This window comes from Cytobacillus sp. FSL K6-0129, assembly GCF_038007625.1.
GTDB lineage: Bacteria > Bacillota > Bacilli > Bacillales > Cytobacillaceae > Cytobacillus > Cytobacillus kochii.
The window spans coordinates 362,010-378,889 of sequence record NZ_JBBOXM010000001.1 but is presented as its reverse complement, the minus strand read 5'-3'; the positions used below and the strand labels follow the sequence as shown (position 1 = coordinate 378,889).

21 protein-coding genes are annotated in these 16,880 nt (G+C 35.5%); 5 read left to right on the top strand and 16 right to left on the bottom strand.

The genetic code is table 11. From position 1 onward, the window contains the following. Positions 1 to 21 precede the first annotated feature (21 nt). The 5 genes from MHI57_RS01890 to MHI57_RS01870 form a co-directional block, all read right to left on the bottom strand. Entirely contained in the window at positions 22 to 1,101 is a 1,080-nt protein-coding gene (locus MHI57_RS01890) for a nitric oxide synthase oxygenase (protein ID WP_095369420.1), read from the bottom strand. A 72-nt stretch (positions 1,102 to 1,173) separates the two neighbouring features. Further along, positions 1,174 to 2,523: a D-arabinono-1,4-lactone oxidase gene (locus tag MHI57_RS01885; protein ID WP_340974653.1), complete on the bottom strand. Its 1,350-nt coding sequence runs from the start codon at positions 2,521 to 2,523 to the stop codon at positions 1,174 to 1,176. After that, positions 2,520 to 3,683 (bottom strand): alanine racemase, encoded by a 1,164-nt coding sequence (locus tag MHI57_RS01880; RefSeq protein ID WP_340974652.1) that lies wholly within the window; start codon positions 3,681 to 3,683, stop codon positions 2,520 to 2,522. Before MHI57_RS01880 ends, MHI57_RS01885 begins: the two co-directional genes overlap by 4 nt. Before the next feature lie 85 nt (positions 3,684 to 3,768). Beyond that, the gene (locus MHI57_RS01875; RefSeq protein ID WP_095369422.1) at positions 3,769 to 5,292 is read right to left on the bottom strand and encodes a solute symporter family protein; all 1,524 of its coding nucleotides are present in this window, start codon (positions 5,290 to 5,292) and stop codon (positions 3,769 to 3,771) included. Positions 5,293 to 5,294: 2 nt separating this feature from the next. Next, a complete protein-coding gene (locus MHI57_RS01870) occupies positions 5,295 to 5,639 on the bottom strand; it encodes a DUF485 domain-containing protein (protein WP_233435262.1) in 345 nt (114 codons plus the stop codon). Positions 5,640 to 5,810: 171 nt separating this feature from the next. Here MHI57_RS01870 and MHI57_RS01865 point away from each other — a divergent pair, with 171 nt between their 5' ends. Together MHI57_RS01865 and MHI57_RS01860 are read left to right on the top strand one after the other, a co-directional pair. Continuing rightward, entirely contained in the window at positions 5,811 to 6,008 is a 198-nt protein-coding gene (locus MHI57_RS01865) for a hypothetical protein (RefSeq protein WP_095369424.1), read from the top strand. Between the two features lie 71 nt (positions 6,009 to 6,079). Then, on the top strand, positions 6,080 to 6,505 hold the full coding sequence (locus MHI57_RS01860; protein ID WP_095369425.1) for a DUF2621 domain-containing protein: 426 nt from the start codon (positions 6,080 to 6,082) through the stop codon (positions 6,503 to 6,505). 76 nt (positions 6,506 to 6,581) lie between these two features. Here MHI57_RS01860 and MHI57_RS01855 read toward each other — a convergent pair whose 3' ends face one another. From MHI57_RS01855 to MHI57_RS01845, 3 genes are all read right to left on the bottom strand, one after another. Continuing rightward, positions 6,582 to 7,076, bottom strand: a complete 495-nt coding sequence (locus tag MHI57_RS01855; protein ID WP_095369426.1) for a CcdC family protein — start codon at positions 7,074 to 7,076, stop codon at positions 6,582 to 6,584. A gap of 82 nt (positions 7,077 to 7,158) precedes the next feature. Continuing rightward, positions 7,159 to 7,518, bottom strand: coding sequence for a response regulator (locus tag MHI57_RS01850; protein ID WP_095369427.1), 360 nt, complete (start codon positions 7,516 to 7,518; stop codon positions 7,159 to 7,161). Positions 7,519 to 7,699: 181 nt separating this feature from the next. After that, positions 7,700 to 8,407 (bottom strand): cytochrome c biogenesis CcdA family protein, encoded by a 708-nt coding sequence (locus MHI57_RS01845; RefSeq protein ID WP_095369428.1) that lies wholly within the window; start codon positions 8,405 to 8,407, stop codon positions 7,700 to 7,702. Between the two features lie 303 nt (positions 8,408 to 8,710). Here MHI57_RS01845 and MHI57_RS01840 point away from each other — a divergent pair, with 303 nt between their 5' ends. Further along, positions 8,711 to 8,890 carry an aspartyl-phosphate phosphatase Spo0E family protein gene (locus MHI57_RS01840; RefSeq protein WP_224936256.1) on the top strand — a complete coding sequence of 60 codons (180 nt, stop codon included), beginning with the start codon at positions 8,711 to 8,713 and terminating at the stop codon, positions 8,888 to 8,890. A 199-nt stretch (positions 8,891 to 9,089) separates the two neighbouring features. On the opposite strand, the gene MHI57_RS01835 is transcribed toward MHI57_RS01840, so the two are convergent. From MHI57_RS01835 to yneA, 6 genes are all read right to left on the bottom strand, one after another. Next, complete coding sequence (locus MHI57_RS01835) at positions 9,090 to 9,308, bottom strand: YneF family protein (protein WP_095369430.1); 219 nt, start codon at positions 9,306 to 9,308, stop codon at positions 9,090 to 9,092. An 84-nt stretch (positions 9,309 to 9,392) separates the two neighbouring features. Further along, positions 9,393 to 9,827, bottom strand: a complete 435-nt coding sequence (sirA, locus tag MHI57_RS01830; protein WP_095369431.1) for a sporulation inhibitor of replication protein SirA — start codon at positions 9,825 to 9,827, stop codon at positions 9,393 to 9,395. Positions 9,828 to 9,963: 136 nt separating this feature from the next. Further along, positions 9,964 to 11,961 (bottom strand): transketolase, encoded by a 1,998-nt coding sequence (gene tkt / locus MHI57_RS01825; protein ID WP_340974644.1) that lies wholly within the window; start codon positions 11,959 to 11,961, stop codon positions 9,964 to 9,966. 159 nt (positions 11,962 to 12,120) lie between these two features. Further along, positions 12,121 to 12,351: a DUF896 domain-containing protein gene (locus MHI57_RS01820; protein WP_095369433.1), complete on the bottom strand. Its 231-nt coding sequence runs from the start codon at positions 12,349 to 12,351 to the stop codon at positions 12,121 to 12,123. Between the two features lie 464 nt (positions 12,352 to 12,815). Continuing rightward, a complete protein-coding gene (locus MHI57_RS01815) occupies positions 12,816 to 13,481 on the bottom strand; it encodes a YneB family resolvase-like protein (RefSeq protein ID WP_095369434.1) in 666 nt (221 codons plus the stop codon). 14 nt (positions 13,482 to 13,495) lie between these two features. Continuing rightward, positions 13,496 to 13,828, bottom strand: coding sequence for a cell division suppressor protein YneA (gene yneA / locus MHI57_RS01810; protein ID WP_095369435.1), 333 nt, complete (start codon positions 13,826 to 13,828; stop codon positions 13,496 to 13,498). A 131-nt stretch (positions 13,829 to 13,959) separates the two neighbouring features. Here yneA and lexA point away from each other — a divergent pair, with 131 nt between their 5' ends. Then, positions 13,960 to 14,607, top strand: coding sequence for a transcriptional repressor LexA (gene lexA, locus MHI57_RS01805; RefSeq protein WP_095369436.1), 648 nt, complete (start codon positions 13,960 to 13,962; stop codon positions 14,605 to 14,607). 196 nt (positions 14,608 to 14,803) lie between these two features. Then, positions 14,804 to 15,088 (top strand): DUF4257 domain-containing protein, encoded by a 285-nt coding sequence (locus MHI57_RS01800; RefSeq protein ID WP_224936226.1) that lies wholly within the window; start codon positions 14,804 to 14,806, stop codon positions 15,086 to 15,088. A gap of 724 nt (positions 15,089 to 15,812) precedes the next feature. Here MHI57_RS01800 and MHI57_RS01795 read toward each other — a convergent pair. Both MHI57_RS01795 and MHI57_RS01790 read right to left on the bottom strand, forming a co-directional pair. Continuing rightward, entirely contained in the window at positions 15,813 to 15,998 is a 186-nt protein-coding gene (locus MHI57_RS01795; RefSeq protein WP_157733734.1) for a hypothetical protein, read from the bottom strand. Between the two features lie 439 nt (positions 15,999 to 16,437). Further along, positions 16,438 to 16,779 (bottom strand): hypothetical protein, encoded by a 342-nt coding sequence (locus MHI57_RS01790; protein WP_095369439.1) that lies wholly within the window; start codon positions 16,777 to 16,779, stop codon positions 16,438 to 16,440. Positions 16,780 to 16,880: the final 101 nt, after the last annotated feature.

Genomic DNA, 16,880 nt, shown 5'->3' with positions numbered 1-16,880 from the left:
GGGTAGAGTATCTATCTTTTTTTAATAAGGTTTATGCTGATAATAAAAATTGGGTGACTTACTTACATTTTTATAAGGTTTATGAAAAATGTGAGTAGTAGCTGGTGATAAAGGGGGAATAAGCCAAGTCCAATCTCCAGTGACTTCTCTCTTGTGTTTTCTTTCCTTCGTTTCAAATTGTTTGAATTGTTCTGCAGCCGTATGATGATCTACAATACTAACTCCGGCCCGTCGAAAAGAATGCATGACAGCTAAATTTAATTCGATTAATGCACGATCTTTCCAAAGTGAAGCATTCGAGCGAATATTTAACTCTAACAATTCTGCTATAATAGGTAACTGATTGTACCTATCTTCATCTGCTAAATTTCTAGCACCTATTTCTGTCCCCATATACCAACCGTTAAAAGGTGCCGCTTCATAAATAAGACCGCCTATTTCCATTTTCATATCAGCAATGATGGGGATTCCATACCATTTTAACTGTAATTCTTTAAACCAAGTATATTCGGGGTGTTCGATTTCTACCTCAACAATTAATTCTGTCGGTATCGTAAACCATTTGGGTTCTTCATTGTTCTTTTGAATAACAAGCGGTAATATATCGAAATGACTATAGGTTGGCTCCCACCCTAGCTCGATGCACTTTTTTGTAAATTCAATAGAAGATGAATCACCTAATATACCATCTTTGGTGTCATATCCAGCATATCTAATCAATTGGTGATTCCATATACGAAAGGTTGTATCACTCTCGTTACTTGGAAATACAGTAATAAAAGGTTTAATTTTCCCACTATTCGTCGCTAGTTTTATGTGCTCAAAAAGCGCCTTTGCTACTTCCTCTTCTGTGTTACATAATCTCTTATCGATGACTTGAAGTGTTTCCCAAAAGAAACGCCCTATACAACGATTACTATTACGCCATGCAAGTTTGCTACCATAAGCCAATTCTTCCTGTAATTGCGTATATGTTCCAGTTGATTCTATTTCATCAAATATCATACTTAATCTTCTATCCGCTTGTTCTTTTGTTTGCCTTGTTTCTTCGTAAAACTGATAAATAAATTCCTGAGCTTTTTGAAATAGTTCTTTAGACAAGATAGACTGAATCCTCCTGAATGTAGATTCGATAATACTATCTTACCATATCCCTTTCGTATATTAGAAAAATCATGGCTTTTCTGTCATTGTTTCTTTCCCGTACATGTTGCCCTTTTCAATATGAAACAACTTCGCCAAATAGGGATTGACAAATAAATGGTTTGGATCAAGTTTTGCTCTCCAAATGAGGAATTCTCTTAGGTGGCTGTATTTACGAGTCAACTCTGAAAGCTTTGCTTGATGAATCTTCCCCCAATGAGGACGCCCATTATACTTATTCATAATTGCTTCCATATCGTTAAAATAGGTTTCATATGGCATACCTTTAAACATATGAAAAGCAATATAAGCTGAATCTCTCCCAAAAGATGGGCTTAACCAAATATTGTCTCTTTGCACGACGCGACATTCGATTGGAAAATGGACCTTGTATTGCTGCTCTTCTATCTTTTTCCTTATTTCATCGAGACAAGCAACCATATGCTCTAACGGAATGGCATACTCCATTTCAACAAACTTTACTTTTCGTGGAGTAGCAAATAAATCATAACTTGGCGCATATTGCTCACTATCACTAATGGCTTTTGCGCTTATACGACTAACTGGTTTCGTTAGATTTGGCCATTTGCGACATAAGACAGATAGAAAACCAAATATATAATTCTCCATTATCATACTTTCCATCTTACGCCATTTTCTTTTCCTCGGCCTCTTGTCTGTTATATTCATTGTTTTTATTTGCACATGGTTAGAAAAGGGGAATAAGAAGCATTCAAAATGGCGATTGTGTTGGATATATAAACTAATATGAGACTTTAAATCACTATAAAGTATTTTCCTACTTTTATAAACATAGGTCGGTGCTTGAATGACCTTTAATTTCACCTTTACAACGATGCCCAACAACCCTAACGAAACGAGCGATGCATCGTACAATTGTGAGTTTACTTGACGAGAGATTAACAGTTCCTCTCCTCCTGCTGTAATCATCACTAGTTCTTCAACTTGTGTAGAAATATTGCCGAATTTCATACCTGTCCCGTGTGTACCAGTTGATATTGCGCCGGCAATACTTTGCGTATTTATATCACCAAGGTTTTCTTGGGCCCAACCTTTCTCACCTAAGTATTTGCCGATTTCATATAATTTGGTACCACCATATACCTCTACTAAACCTTGGTCCTCATCAAAAGAAATCATACCTGATAAACGGTCTAATGAAACGAACCACTCTTCGGTTTGAATTAGATTTGTGAAAGAATGTCCAGATCCTACCACTCTAATCTTCTTCTTTTCCTTTCTTGCATTATTTATAACTTTTATGACATCCTCTATGCTTTGTGGAAAAAATAGTTGCTCAGCATTGAATTGTACATTTTCTGCCCAGTTACGGATAGATGCGAGCGAAGTTTTTCTCATAGGAAACACATCCCTTCCCCTCTATACGTTTTTACAGTTGATGTAGATTGACTTTCCGAGTAGCAATGAATCTCTGTGAACCTTTCACATACCTCCCCAGCTTTCGCAGCTCTAAAAACAACTGCACTTCCTATGGATAAACGTTCTTTTGAATAAGACAATGGTGTTTGCACCTCGCCAGCACCTTCCATTGATAAAAGTCTCATGCCATATGGATATACGGGAAGTGGCATCTTCGTTTGATCAGTAACACCGGAAGCAATGTAACCTCCGCCAAGACATGTATATATATCCGCTTTCGCTTGACGAACAATAGGTATGGCAAAGAAGAGAGCAGGTTCATATTTAATCTCTTGATAATAATCAAAAAGAAGTGGTGAATAAAAGCCTGACCCGACAGTAATTTCCGACACTTGTTCGTCTGTTGCCGTATAATGGATACTACCAGTCCCGCCACCATTCACTAAAGCAGGTGTATACCCTTTTTGTAGTAAAGCTGTAATGATTGCTTCCCTCTTCCGTTTTACTTCTCGCTTTGCTTTTTGTTTCATTAAACGGATAATGGTATTTTTCCCATATGAATGCGGGACGTTATCACCAACGCCAGCAATTTGTGCTTCATATCCCATGATTCCCTTCCAGTGAAGCACATCACTAGCATGAATAGCTTCTACTATAGCTAGGACCTCAGAGGAGCTCCTTAAAGAAGAACGTCGAACCCCAAAATGAAATCCAAAAATATTTGTACTCATATCTATATCTACACAAATTGAAAACTGGCCATTTACAGACTTTGCTAGTTTTATTAAATAATCAACATGCGCTAAAGAATCGACCATGACAGTTATTTCTTTAGGATGCTCTCGAGCAATTAGCATTAGAGAATTTTCATCCATACTTGGGTATCCAAGCAAAATGTCATTAAAACCATCTTTCACTAATACTAAGCTCTCATCAGCAGAATAAGTCATAATACCTTGATAGCATTCATTTGAAGCTAAAATACGCTTGATTACATCAATGGAACGAATAGACTTTGTTGCTACTCTTATTTTTTTGCCTTTTGCATGCATTGCGATGACCTGGCAGTTTCGATCAAGAGCATCTAAATCTAATATAAGTGCAGGCTTCGATAAATTTTCTATTCTTTCCATATCCATTAAATCCCCACCACCATTATTTCGCAAAATATAAGAAAAGCGACTTTCTAATGGAAAGCCGCTCTTGTGCGTTGTATTAAAAATATTATTTAACACCTGTATTCGCTTTAACAGTTACTTCAGCATATTTCTTCTCATCTCGTTTATTTGAAACAACTGCACCAATATAGGCTGCTAGAAATCCTGCTGGAACTGATATGATTGCCGGGTTGGTTAATGGAAATATTGGATCACCAACAAGGATTGCTGTTCCTTCAGGGCTCAATACACTTGGACTAATAGCTACTAGAACAAGTGCAGTAACGAGACCGGTAACCATTCCTGAAATGGCACCCGCTGTGTTGAACTTCTTCCAGTATATTGTATAAATGATAACTGGAAGGTTCGCACTTGCTGCCACACAGAAAGCTAAAGATACTAAGAAGGCAACATTTAACGTTTGCGCAAATAGGGCAAGAATAATCGAAAGTACAGAAACACCAATGGAAGCATATCTTGCGGCTAGCATTTGCTCTCTCTCAGTTGCTTTACCTTTTTTAATAATTTGCCCATAAATATCATGTGCGAAGGCTGAAGCTCCTGAAAGCACAAGCCCAGCAACGACGGCAAGAATGGTTGCAAAAGCAACGGCAGAAACGAATGACATTAGGAAGTCTCCACCAAGTGCTTCAGCTAATAGAGGTGCTGCCATATTACCAGCTGCATTTGCTGCAACGATATCTTGTGAGCCTACAAACGCTGCAGCTCCAAATCCTAGGAAGATCGTTAAGATATAGAATATTCCTACAATCCAAGTAGCTGTGACAACAGAACTTCTCGCTGTTTTAGCATCTTTCACTGTGAAAAACCTCATCAAAATATGAGGAAGTCCAGCAGTACCTAATACAAGAGCGACCATCATTGACAATGTGTCAACACCGTTCGTATATTTCACACCTGGGTTTAAATAAGATTCACCGTGGGATGTTACCGTTTTCATTTGCTCAAACATACCGAGAATATTAAAGTTAAACTCTTTTAATACAAGGAATGAAATAATGACTGTTCCTATCATTAATAGTGCTGCTTTAATAATTTGAACCCAACTAGTTGCCGTCATTCCACCAAATAAAACATAAGTTGTCATCATGACACCAACGATTACAACAGCAATCCAGTAATCAATACCCAACAATAATTGTATAAGTGCACCAGCTCCAACTAATTGAGCAATCATATAGAAAATAACAATCGTTAACGTACTAATTGCTGCGACTCCTCGAACTTTCTTTTCACTAAATCTGGCACTAATCATATCAGCAATTGTATATTTACCCAAATTTCTAAGTGGTTCCGCAACTATATATAATACGACTAAATAGGCTACTAAGTATCCAATAGAATAGAAGAAACCATCAAACCCGAATAATGCAATCGCGCCCGCAATACCTAAAAAGGAAGCGGCTGATAAATAATCACCAGCAATCGCTAAGCCATTCTGCCAACCGGTTAATCCCCCTCCGGCTGTATAAAACTCACTTGCTGTATTCGTGCGTTTTGCTGCCCAATAAGTGACCACCAATGTCATTGCTACGATTAATACGAATAAAGTTAAACCAATTCCACTCATAATTAACGTTCTCCTTGTGTTTTATGACTTTCAATGATTTGTTCTGCATCTTTATCAAATTTTGCAGCTTTTTTAACGTAAATCATGCATAAAACCCAAGTCATCACAAATTGTGCAAACGCATACATCCAAGTCCATGTAATAGAACCAATTGCCGGTTGATTAAGCACATTCGTAAACGAAGTCAGTATCGGTAGCATAAAATAAAAGAGCATGAAAAAAATAATCATTGGTACTAAAAAGGCTTTCTTAGCACTTAATAAACTTTTAAAAGCTGAACTACTTGCCACAACCTCATAATCTACATTCTCTTCCTTTTGGTCATGCGCTTTCGCTAAGTTATCCAATGGATCCCCTCCCATTTTCTGAAATATATGTATATTCTAAAAAATATAATTAATATATGCAATAGTATTTGTACTAAAAGAAAAGATTTATTTTTAGACAAGTTTCGACAATAACAAGAAATTTTAATATAATAGAAAGTAAATTATTTACTATAGTTTGCGAGGGAAATCATGAAGAGAGTACGTCTATTAAAAGACTATCAAAATTTTCAAAAAGGTACCCCTTTTCTCGTCATTACTGAATCTGAATTTATAGGTGTAAAAGAATATGTATTAAGAACATATGATTTACATCATCGATTACTAATCACCGACAAGGAATACGCCACATTGTTTTCACAAATTGGGAAAAACGAACCTCTTCTGTGACGCTTGCTTGTCTGATTGCATAAGAAGGCTTATAATAATGAGAGAATAAGAACGGTAAGGGTGAAAAGAACATGCTCGATGGTTGGTTTATGTGGTTTATACTTTTTTGGGTTGTCATATTAGTAATCCTTATGTCCATTGGTGGTTTCTTTATGTTCCGAAAGTTTTTAAAACGGCTGCCTAAAGCTGACGGTAAATCTGATATGGATTGGGAAGAATATTACGTAAGACAAACACAGCATTTATGGGGACAACAAGAAAAAGAGTTATTAAATGATCTCGTTAGTCCAGTACCAGAACTTTTTCGTGATGTTGCCAGACAAAAGATAGCTGGAAAAATTGGGGAATTAGCTGTAAAGGAAAAAGCAACAAAGATAACAGAGGAAATTCTCATCCGCGGCTACATAATTGCTACTCCAAAAAAAGATCATAAATTTCTAAGAAAAAAATTGGCACAAAAAGAAATCAACATGACACCATATGAACATCTTTTTTAAAACGAAGCAGAAATTGCACAATAACAAAGAAGCACCTTTAAAAGTTAGGACACTCTTAAAGGTGCTTCTTTTCTTGTTAAGTAGTTGGTCTTGATCTAACTTGTTTGACATTTACCGCTTTGTCCATTTTGCGAAATTGAACGAACATTGCCATACGCCATGGAACAATCATCGCAAATGCTAATAAGTAAAACATTCCTGCAAGTGCACCTATGTCTATAGTCGAACTTAGCATCAGTTTGGCAACGAGCCGAATAATAAGTAAACCTATTAAGATAAATATAAACGCTTTCGATTTCTTTAAATAGATTTCGTCTTCCTTCTTTTCAAATTTAGTCGTTTTGATTAATATTAAGGAAAACAATGCCCCTACTATAACAGCTTCCATTAATTCAATTGGCGTAACGCGAAAATAGGGAAAAATAAACATTAATGCCCCCGTACTCATAAACACGGGAGGTAAAATTATCTTCTTAATCGTGACTGGATGATTAGCTGCCTTCATTCGGATGAACATAGCTAATACTGCCATAGAAACAGCTCCAATTGATGTCAACAACACCATGTCCATAAAAAACATCCTTTTACAATAAAATCAATGACACTTATTATTATAGCTAATTCCTATTCAATAGTAAATTATATGTATGATATTAAGATAACACTCGCGATACTGCATCTATCACTCTAACTTCATCAAATGGTTTGATGATAAAATCTTTTGCCCCAGCTTCGATCGCTTCTACTACCATTTTTTGTTGACCCATGGCTGAACACATAACAATTCTAGCTGTTGGGTATTCAGCTCTAATTTTTCTCATTGCTTCTAATCCACTCATCTCTGGCATTGTAATATCCATTGTCACAAGGTCTGGTGTTAATTCTTCATATAAAGCAATGGCTTGTTTACCATTCTCCGCTTCGCCCACAATATCATGATTGGCTTTTTTTAATATATTTGTTAAAGTCAGCCTCATAAATTTTGCATCATCTACTACTAGTATCTTTGCCACCTATTATTCCTCCTCCAAACACATCCGCTACAACATCTCATATTAAAGAACTACGATTTCAAAGTAATATCACTCATTACAATATATCTAATTTTTCTAATAATTTCAATTTAAACCCAACGACAATTTTCGCAAGGAACAAAAAGCGAGTTTTCCTCGCTTTTTAATCCAATTATCACTGTTAAAAACCAGTAAAACCACCTGTCAACATAGTGAGAAGGGAGATTATATCAGTCATCCAATCAAAAAACAAGACGACACCCATTACTATCATTAAAATCCCACCAATTCTCATAATCTTTACATTATGTTTTTTAATCCATTTCATTTTACCGATAAAGAAAGACAATATTAAAAATGGCACAGCAAAGCCAATAATATAGGCAATCATATAAAATAGGCCAGATCCAGGATTTGTCGCTGAAAGTAAAATAACTGATGCTAAAATAGGTCCAGAGCAAGGTGTCCAACCAGCAGCAAAGGCTAAACCTATTAAAACTGAACCGAAGTAACCAGTCGGTCGATTTTTAAAATCAAATCTCCTTTCTTTCATTAAAAATGCTGGTTTAAGTAAACCTAAGATCACTAGACCAAATATAACAATAAAAATGGCTCCAATTTGACGGATGAGGTCAGCATATTCATAAAAAAAGTTACCTATATAAGAAGAACCAAAACCGATGGCAATAAACACAATTGAAAATCCTAATAAAAAGCATAGCGTATGTATCAAACTACGTTTTTGTAGCAGTGCATTCTCCGTTTTTAATTCACCTACGCTCATTCCAGTGATATACGATAAAAATGCCGGATATAATGGTAAGCAGCATGGCGAGATGAAACTCAAAAAACCTGCACCAAGAGCAATAATAAAATTCACATCAGTCATACCAACACCTCCATACCTTCCCCTTTTTCCTTCCCCATTCTATCAAAACATTATGAGAAAAGAAATTAATCTTTTTGAATAATTTGTGTCTAACATTTAACACACATGGTAAACACCAGTTTTATTTCGACATTGTATCAATTTCGTTGAATCAATTAGTGATATGTATAATGAATGTAAAAAGTTTTACATAAGTTTCTTTTGAATTAATTACCATAATTCGCTATAATTAATAAAAGTATATTTGGGACAAAATAGAAACTACTTCATGGTTAGACAAAATCGCAGAGGAGTTTTAGGTGCGTGAACAAACAAGACTTACTATTATTAATTGAACAAAAAAGACGAGAACTGATTCAAACTGCTATGAGAAACGGCCTCAACTCTACTTCTGCCATAAAATATAGTCAGGAGTTAGATTCTCTATTAAATGAATATAATCGTCTTTACGAGAGCAGACTCACATTAAATAGACAAGCATAAAAGGCTAATACTTGGATTTATCAAGTGACTTGATATCAAAGAATTCAACAATATGATACCGACTAAAGAAATAGACCAAAGCTAAAGTTTAGCTTTGGTCTATTTCTTAGTTGCAATGAAGAACCGAAAAATAAAGTTTGCTCTGTTTCTATCTATATGCAATTGAACCTAGTAACTTTATCTAACTATAGTTCGTAAGTTATTTTCCAGGTTGTTGCTTATTCATCGCATTCATCATTTGGTTAATTTTCTTCTGAGACGGCTTCATTCCCATTTGCATCATCATCATTTTAAGCATTTGTTCATTAATTGGTGGATTTTTCTTTAGGTAGCTCATCATATATTTACGAGCGATGAAAAATCCTAGTGCTACACCAGCAAGTAATGCTAATATACCAACTAGAATATATGTCCACATACTACTTCCTCCTTCATGTTGTCTATCATACAGTGTACTAGACCAAAGGTTATTATACAATATTTGCTGATGATTTTCTCTAATTTAGACAAACTTTCTTTCTTTTATTGGCTTTAACCAGCCAAATCGATTATGAAAAAGGTCGATAGCTAAATAAGAACTTTCTTCTTTTCGTAGGACTTCAAAGAACACCGTCTCTGCATCATAGTTTCCTTGAGCCTCTAAACTAAGAAAACGATCATAGATCATCAACTTAGCTTGACTATTTTTTTCTTTAATATAAAACGCATTACTCTTATAAGAAACTTTTTTCTCTGCATATAATTCTCTATATAAATCATTATTTACTTTATCTTTTGGAATATTCTTGGTGATAAAGGCAATTTGTTTTCCCAAAATAAATTGGATCGTCCCAGTCGCTTGTTCATATTCCTTGAACAGCTGATAAAACATTTGCTCTCTACCAAAATAATGAGACGCAAAAGGTTCATCTATTAAATATAGCTGATACGTTCTCATAGAATTACTCCTTTTTTAGACAAGTCTTTTTCTTATTATAAAATTTTATTTCTGTATTTTCTGTCTCTTTTTGTTATAAATTTCTACTTTTTTTGTCGAAAAAAAACGAAGAGGGAAATTCCCTCTTCGCTCATGTTTATAAACTTTTTAATTTACTTACGATGTTCTCTACAGTAAACCCATACTCTTTTATTAGAATATCTCCTGGTGCAGAAGCACCGAATTGATCAATTCCTAAAACGTCGCCTTCTAGACCGACGTATTTATGCCAGCCAAATGATGCTGCCATTTCAATGGCTAAACGTTTGGTTACATTTTTAGGTAATACAGATTCTTTATATTCATTTGATTGAGCATCAAATCGTTTCCAATCCGGCATACTGATTACTGCCACATCAAAGCCCTCTTCTTTTAAAGCAGCTTTAGCCTTCACCGCTAATTCTACCTCTGACCCTGTCGCTAAAAGAAGCGCATCTGGTTGCTCTTTTTCTGCTTTTGCAATCACATAAGCACCTTTTTGAACTCCTTCAGGGGCTAACTCTGCTGAGTTTGGTAGTGTAGCAATATTTTGCCTAGTTAACACAAGTGCTGTTGGTTGATCTTTTGATTCAATCGCTAACTTCCAAGCAGCTGAAGTCTCATTTCCATCAGCTGGGCGAATAACTGCTAAATTTGGCATGGCACGAAGCGCTGCTAATTGTTCAACTGGTTCATGAGTAGGTCCATCTTCACCTACAGCAATACTGTCATGTGTAAGAACATAAGTAACAGGTAGCTTCATTAATGCTGCAAGCCGAATAGCTGGTCTTAAGTAGTCAGAGAATACAAAGAATGTCCCTCCAAAAACATTTAGACCACCGTGTAAAGCCATACCATTTAAAGCGGCACCCATAGCAAATTCTCGTACGCCAAACCAAATATTTTTTCCAGCATAATTAGTTGCTGAGAAGTCTTCTGCATCTTTAATCATCGTCTTATTCGAACCTGCTAAATCAGCTGAACCACCAAAGAAAGATGGTAAGTTCTTCGCAATACTATTGAGAGCTTCCCCTGAAGACGCTCTAGTGGCTAAACTTTTACCTTCTTCATATACGGGAATATCTTTATCCCAACCATTTGGTAATTCACCTTTGATTGCACCTTCTAGCTGTTCTGCTAATTCCGAATGATTTTTTTTGTAAGCAGCGAAAAGATCTTTCCATTCACTATCTGCTTTTTCACCGTTAATAGCTACATTTTGTTTGAAGTGTGCATATACTTCTTCAGGAACATGAAAATCTTCTTCAAATGTCCACTCATAAGCATCTTTTGTTAATTTTAATTCAGATGAGCCTAGTGGTGAACCATGAGAAGCAGATGAGCCTGCCTTATTCGGGGATCCATAACCAATTACTGTTTTAACTTCTATTAACGTCGGTTGTGTAGTATTTTGACGAGCGCTGTCAATTGCCTGGGCAATTTCATCGAGATTATTTCCATCTTCTACTCGAAGATAATGCCAGCCATAACTTTTAAAACGATCGGCTACACTTTCAGAAAATGATTGATCTAAATCTCCGTCTAATGAGATGTCATTAGAATCATACATTACAATCAACTTTCCTAATTGAAGGTGACCAGCAAGAGAAGCTGCTTCTGCAGACACTCCCTCCATTAAGTCTCCATCTCCGCATATACTATATGTATAGTGGTCTACTACATTGTAGCCATCTTTATTATATTCAGCTGATAAGTGACTTTCTGCCATTGCCATCCCTACTGCCATGGCAATCCCTTGTCCTAATGGACCGGTTGTCGCATCTACACCTGGTGTATGGCCATATTCAGGATGTCCTGGTGTTTTACTACCCCACTGGCGAAATTCTTTAATATCATCTAAAGAAAGACCATATCCCGATAAATGAAGGAGACTATACAAAAGCATAGACCCATGACCCGCAGATAACACAAAGCGATCACGATTAAACCAATCAGGATTTTTGGGATTATGATTCATAAACTTTGTCCATAAAGTATACGCCATTGGCGCAGCTCCCATTGGCATTCCTGGATGACCAGAGTTTGCCTTCTCGACTGCATCGATAGACAATGTTCTTATGGCACTAATTGATAAAGCATCTGTTTTGTTGAACATGAACGACATCCTTTCAATATATATCCTACAAATTAAATATAATAGACTTTCACCTTCAGTTACAACCAGAAAGGTAAAAAATTATATAATTGTCATATAAAACAACAACAAAGGAAACTGTTCGTGACAGTTTCCTTTTAAAAATTTATAAACACAATCTTAGTGAAGTGGTTTATTTTGTTCACGTTTTAACTTCTCTGGTGTAACATCATTACCTTCAGGGTCAATAACAGTAACACCTTTTAATGTATTTAACATAGAAGCTCTAAACTTCTCTAAATATTCTTTTCTTAATTTAGATTGTTCCTTTGCTTCTGGTTCTGATAAACCTTCTGTTTTCGCTTTCTTAGCAAGCGAATTAATTCTCGCTAATTTTTCTTTTGAAATCATTGTGCTACACTCCTTCCCATCCAAAAAGTTCTTCATTCCATATGGAGAAGATACTTAATAGCCATATTACTAAATATGACTGCATTTTACAAGAAAGCAGTTTTACAATCATCTTTTGATTTTCATTTCAGACGCCAATAAGTTGGTATCGTCTTGCTTTATTATTAGGTATGGCAATGTAGCAGTGTTCTCAACTTAAAAATGTGAGACTATTAATATAGGGAGCGTATGTATGTAAATAAGGGGAATAAGGGAATAATACTTTCACTAACAACTAACGTTAAATGAAAAAACACGGATGAATCCTCGGAAACAAATAACCATTCACAGTTCACTTGTCTGAACCCACGAACGATTGTAGAATCTTTTAGTATGCCTTTATCTTGCTTGGTATCAGTACTAATATTTCTTAGTTTTTTAGTTGAGTTACAACTAATCAATCGACTTAACTTATTATGCCTATATCATGATGATTCATTATCCATCTGCTCTATATCATCTATATATTCATTATACCTACGGTTTACTGTCGCTTTAGATATTTTATAACCAAAGCCTCTTAACGTTGCAGCAATTTCTGCAAAAGTAAGGTTATTTTGTCTCAATTTTACTATTTCTTCTATTGGTACCTCTATTCGTTCTCTTCCGTTTATATTTCCTTGGTTTTTTAAATTTTTTTCAGGTCGAAAGCCTTTTTGAACAGCTTTTTGCATCCCTCTTTTTATTTTTACATTATGTAGTTTTCTTTGATACTCTTCAACCATGCTAACAATTTGTAATACCATAGAATCAGAATCTGAAAGTTGCAATTCTCCATTATGGGCAATTGTATAAATCTTCCCATTTTCTTTAAGTATACAATGTAAGATGGCAATTTTAGCATTTCCTCTTCCAATCCTGGTTTCATCTTGAATAAGAACAGCCTCTGCTTGATTTTGTTTAAGTAACTCCAATAATTGCAACACACCAATTCTTTCTAAATCATAGCCACTTGCTTTCTCACGTATGACTTCAACTACATTCATATCCTTCATTCTCGCTAAATGTAAAAGTTCTTCTTCTTGTCTAGCAAGAGACGTTTCCTGGGTATCCTTCGTCGTACTCACCCTGCAATATATAATTACATTCATTCTCTTTCATTCCTTTAGTCTTCTAATATCACACTAGCTAAATTTGTTTCAGATATTATTTCACCATTTGTAATGGGAAGATATACCGTATCACCAGGATGTATTTTACCTAAATGTATATGATTAAATTCTTCTACCCAAGCAACAAAGTCTTTAGAAGACATATTATGGGCATCTTTAAACTCCTCCGCTATTTTCCATAAAGAATCTCCTTGTTTTACTTCAACTTTTACATATTCCTCCTGATTTGCATTACCAGTGTTCAAAAATAATAAGAAAACCATACCGAAACTAAAAGCGATAAGAATAATAGCATAACTATAAGAATTCCACAATTGTTTTATCATTAATTGCCACCCCTGAATAGAATATATGTTCGATTTAATAATTTTAGTATAATGCGAACATTTGTTTCTGTCAATAAGAAAATTCGAACTTATGTTTGTATCTATTTACTACTGATGGTATAATAATCTTAATGAAATTGACGAAGGTGCGTGATAGCGTGAAATTATCTAAGAGGCAGCAAGATATATTGAATTTTATAAAAGATGAAGTAAAACAAAAAGGTTATCCACCTTCCGTTAGGGAAATAGGTGAAGCTGTTGGACTTGCTTCAAGTTCAACCGTACATGGCCATCTAGCCAGACTAGAGAGTAAAGGTCTTATTCGTCGAGATCCGACAAAACCCCGTGCCATTGAGGTATTAAATCTAGAAGAGAGCAACCCAATACCTAAAGTGCAAACGGTGAACGTACCTATTATCGGTAAGGTTACTGCTGGTCACCCCATTACTGCGATTGAGAATGTTGAGGAATATTTCCCTTTACCTGAAAGAATGGCTCCGAGTGATGAAAATATCTTCATGCTTGAAATTATGGGAGAAAGTATGATTGAAGCTGGCATATTAGATGGTGATTATGTCATAGTCAAGCAGCAACAAACAGCAAATAATGGAGAAATCGTGGTTGCTATGACAGAAGATGATGAGGCCACCGTTAAGCGATTCTTTAAAGAGAAGAACTTTATCCGCTTGCAACCAGAAAACCCTACTATGGAGCCGATTATCTTGCACAATGTATCTATTTTAGGCAAAGTTATTGGTGTTTATCGTCAAATACATTAAAAAAGAGTGTCATTATTGACACTCCTTTTTAATAGTTTGCAATTATCTTTATATGTTACTCATACAATTATAAAATTTGAAAAATTCAGTAAAATAGAATCATTACATCGAGACAAAAATATATTATAATGAAATTTACACCAAGAATCAACCTAAGGTCGCAAAAAAATCTCGGCTTTAGGAGTGTGAAGGAAAAATGTTAATGAACATTCTCTTCGCTGCGTTGATTGGTGGAATTGTCGGTGTTGCAGGACATTTGCAGAGATTAGGCAAACTAGTCAAGCCACGGATGACGAAAAAATTCATTTATTTAGGGTTCTTAGAAGACATCTTACTAGGAGGACTGGCGGCCGTATTTGTCATTGTGACAACAACACCGGATTCCCCCACTGCTGTTTTCATCATCTCTCTCGTATCTGGTATGGGAGGTGAGGGTATCTTAAAATTATTAGATACCCTAAAAGTAAAAGATCAAGAATAAAATTTTATTCCGTTCTTATGAACGGTTTTTTGTTGTATATAACAAGAACAAATTTTATTTAGACAACTTCGCTTTTTACCTACTATTCTAGCGCTAGAAATACCCGCTTAAACAGTTCTATTTCACCTTTATGGAAGGGACATAACACATTTTCGTTTAACGTTTTGTGTTGCTTCTTAAATTGTAATATGTATGTCTTACACAGCCCATAGAACCACTCTCCTGAAGTACTGTTCATCCATTCAATACGAGCTAATGTTTTTAAATTTGATACCTACTACTTGACATGATGTTTTATGGGTAAATAAATATTAAAGCATTTTTCATGAAAACAAATAGCTAGGATGATTAAATGCCAATTATTCAATTGATTGGTAACTTGAACGACCTACTTCATCATACATACACCTTAAATTCAGTTCATAAATGAATCAATTGCCCCCCTTGATTTTACATACCCAATAACCCACAAGTACTAAATCGCTTAAAGTAACTATTTCTCATTGATTTCGACTATCCGCATCATTACTTATATTTTTTCTTCCTATTATTAATAAATAAATCTGTAGACAAACTCATTTAAGGAGTTTATCTACAGTCTGAAGCAGCCGTTAAAACGGTATTTGAAGATGCCTTTTAGTTTCAGCAATAGTTATTTTCCCATATATAAGCTTCCATTAAAACACAGTAAAAGCACTCTCAACTTACGGGGTTCCTAAGTTCCTTATACTTCAACTGCAACAATATCATCACAACAGATCGTAGTAATTCTTACACGAGCTTTCTTGTCACAACAACAATGATCGTGACGATCATCGTGACGATCACAGTCTGCTTTAGCTAGGAAGACTAAATTACCGCGAATATCGATAAACTCCCCGAACACATGGCCGCCACCTTTAAGAAACACTCTCACATCCTCACCACGGGAAACGTTCTTAAAGAACTCATCGCAGCCACAATCCTTATTGTCGTCTTTGCTGTAATTACCACAACCGTGATTGTTGTTGTCATATCCATATGAGTCTGAATATCTTGGTCTTCTTCCAAAAAAACAATTATTATATCCCATATCTCTTCCTCCTTTCTATCATTATGTTAATACTATATGTCGAGGGTATTGGAGGTGTACGGGCTATATCCCCCTGTTAAAAGACCATTTATTTTCTCTTTGTTTCTATCTTTTAATTTGCTATCCTATCCTAACTAAAATAAAGAAGCAGCCGTTATGGCTGCTTTGGTTGGACTCTTTTTAGTATCTAATAAAGAGATACCAAGTTGAATGTTAATACTCAACAGTTATACTCCTTGCATACATATCTGTTTAGACACAATAAAGAAACTCCTAACTATCGTGTTTCAACTGCAACGATATTATCGCAACAGATCGTAGTGATTCTTACACGATTTTTCTTGTCGCAACAATCATCGTGACGATCATCGTGACGATCACAGTTAGCTTTTGCTAAGAAAACTAAATTACCGCGAACATCAACGAATTCTCCTGTCACATGGTCGCCGCCTTTAAGAAATACTCTCACATCCTCACCACGGGAGATATTCTTAAAGAACTCATCACAGCCACAATCCTTATTGTCGTTTTTACTGTAATTACCACAACCGTGATTGTTGTTGTCATATGAGTCTGAATATCTTGAGCCTCTTCCATAGAAATTATTATTACATCCCATTTTTCTTCCTCCTTTCTATGATTATGTTAATACTATATGTGGATGGTCTTAGAGTTGTACGGGCTATATCCCCCTGTTGAAAGACCATTTTATTTTTCTCT